The 2,563-nt window shown below is 40.5% G+C and carries 2 protein-coding genes; both read right to left on the bottom strand.

Annotated elements, in window-relative coordinates; genetic code table 11:
• Nucleotides 1-39: 39 nt before the first annotated feature.
• The gene (gene hisS / locus CEX73_RS03255; protein WP_101627147.1) at nt 40-1,317 is read right to left on the bottom strand and encodes a histidine--tRNA ligase; all 1,278 of its coding nucleotides are present in this window, start codon (nt 1,315-1,317) and stop codon (nt 40-42) included.
• A 22-nt stretch (nt 1,318-1,339) separates the two neighbouring features.
• A complete protein-coding gene (gene ispG / locus CEX73_RS03250; protein ID WP_101627145.1) occupies nt 1,340-2,461 on the bottom strand; it encodes a flavodoxin-dependent (E)-4-hydroxy-3-methylbut-2-enyl-diphosphate synthase in 1,122 nt (373 codons plus the stop codon).
• Nucleotides 2,462-2,563 lie beyond the last annotated feature (102 nt).

The raw sequence follows: 2,563 nt of genomic DNA, 5'->3' as shown, positions 1-2,563 counted from the left end.
GTAAAATGTAGCTATTTGAGTTGTTAACCTATTTCGTTGTTAACCTAAAATTAATGCTAAACGTGTAATGATATCGTTTTGCGCTAATGTTTCTTGGTTACCGGTGGTGAGATCTTTGATAACAACTTGCTGTGCTGCTGCTTCGCTTTCGCCTAGAACCAAAGCAAAGCTAGCGCCGCATTTATCAGCGCGGCTGAATTGCTTTTTAAAACTACCGCCTCCGCAGTTTGTCATCAGACGTAGGGACGGTAATGCATCACGTATTTTTTCAGCTAGTAGCATTGCTGCACCTTGTATATTCTTACCTACGGCTACTAGATAAGCATCTACGCGCAATGTGACAGAAGAATTAGTATTGACGGCTTGCATGAGCAGTACTAAACGATCAAGTCCTATAGCCATTCCAATAGCTGGCGTCGCGCGTCCACCCAGTTGTTCTACCAACCTATCATAACGACCACCTGCGCAAATAGTTCCCTGGGAACCTAAACGGTTTGTGACCCATTCTAATACCGTATAGTTATAGTAATCTAGGCCGCGCACTAAACGCGGATTAATTGTATAATCAATTTTAGCTTCGTCTAACAATTTACATAGGCCCACAAAATGCTCATGAGCATCATCGTCAAGATAGTCGGCTAAAACAGGTGCATCATTAAGTAATACCTGAATATTAGCATTCTTAGTATCAAGCACACGCATCGGATTAGTATGCATCCGGCGACGATTGTTGTCATCCAGACAAGTTTCATGTTGTGCTAGAAATGTTACCAGCGCGTTATGGTAACGAGCACGGTTTTCTAAAGAACCGATAGAATTAAGTTCTAGTCTTACGTGTTCGCTTATACCTAATATTTGCCACCAGCGTACAGTGAGCATAATGAGCTCAGCATCAATATCAGGCCCTTGCTGGCCGAATACCTCAGCGCCCAATTGATGAAACTGACGGTATCGCCCTTTCTGTGGGCGTTCATGGCGGAACATTGGCCCAATATACCACAAGCGCTGTTCTATATTCTGGTATAACAGACCATGTTCTATACCGGCACGAACACAACTAGCGGTCCCTTCTGGCCGTAGGGTAATATGATCGCCATTCTGGTCTTCGAAGCTGTACATTTCTTTTGCTACGATATCAGTTACTTTACCTATAGCACGTTTAAATAGTGCGGTTTGTTCAATAATTGGCAAACGAATTTCACGGTAACCATAACAGATTAGTACTTGTGTTAATAAGCTTTCGATGTACTGCCAGAATGCCGCATCTTTAGGTAAAGAGTCGTTCATACCGCGAACTGCCTGTATTTGTTTTACCATATTCAATCTTAATATTTCCTGATTATTTATCGATTAAATTGATTCCTATTTGATTTTGATCATCGAGCATGATGGCTTTTGCACGGATACGAGCTTCAAGCTGATCAACAATTAATTTGTTATCAAAACGATAACGCTGTCGAACCCCATCTTCATAACAACTACTAGTCTTATGTCCTCCAGTTACTCCGATTGTTGACATTAAGGCTTCGCCTAGACCGTTGACTACACAACCGATAATAGAGACATCCATCGGAGTGACAATATCTTCTAGTCGCTGTTCTAAAGCATTAACTGTACCGATAACATCGAACTCCTGACGAGAACAAGTTGGACAGGCTATAAAGTTAATACCCCTAGCACGGATACGCATGGATTTCAGGATATCGAATCCTACTTTTACTTCTTCTATAGGATCGGTAGCTAGAGAAACACGCAAAGTATCACCGATACCTTCATTTAGCAATAATCCTAATCCTATGGCAGATTTGACTGCACCGCTACGTGCACTACCAGCTTCAGTAATACCAAGATGTAACGGTTGATCAATCTGTGATGCAAGTAGGCGGTAAGATTGCACTGCTAAGAATATATCCGAGGCTTTGACACTAACTTTAAATTGGTCAAAATTGAGTCTATCGAGAATATCAATATGACGTAAAGCTGATTCTAGTAGTACTTCTGGAGTAGGCTCACCATATTTGGTTTGTAGATCTCGCTCAAGAGAACCTGCGTTGATACCAATCCTGATAGGAATATTATTATAACGTGCACAATCTACTACCGAGCGAATACGAGCCTCGTTACCAATATTACCAGGGTTAATACGTAGGCAATCTACTCCATATTCAGCTACTTTAAGTGCTATACGATAGTCGAAATGTATATCTGCAACCAAAGGAACATGAACTTGTTGTTTGATTAGTTTAAATGTTTCTGCAGCATTCATAGTAGGTACAGAGATACGCACGATATCTACTCCAACACGTTCTAAAGCCTGGATCTGCTTGACTGTTGCAGTCACATCAATAGTATTAGTGTTAGTCATAGACTGTACCGTAATAGGTGCGCCATCGCCTACTGGCACATTACCCACCTGAATACGTTTTGATTTACGACGGTTAATAGGTATAGAATAATGCATTATTTTTTACTCAATACTTCTTTTAAGTATAGATTAATAAATATTATCTAAGGCCTTAAATATTACTTGAAACCACATAAAACAGTATTGGAATTATTCATC

Source organism: Candidatus Palibaumannia cicadellinicola (assembly GCF_002855795.1).
GTDB lineage: Bacteria > Pseudomonadota > Gammaproteobacteria > Enterobacterales > Enterobacteriaceae > Baumannia > Baumannia cicadellinicola_C.
Note: the sequence above shows the minus strand (reverse complement) of the source record. Positions and strands in the feature narration are given on the sequence as shown.

Excerpts from the sequence above, each read along its gene's own strand:
- ispG (WP_101627145.1), bottom strand. The coding sequence starts at position 2,461 with ATGCATTATTCTATACCTATTAACCGTCGTAAATCAAAACGTATTCAG.
- hisS (WP_101627147.1), bottom strand. The coding sequence starts at position 1,317 with ATGGTAAAACAAATACAGGCAGTTCGCGGTATGAACGACTCTTTACCT.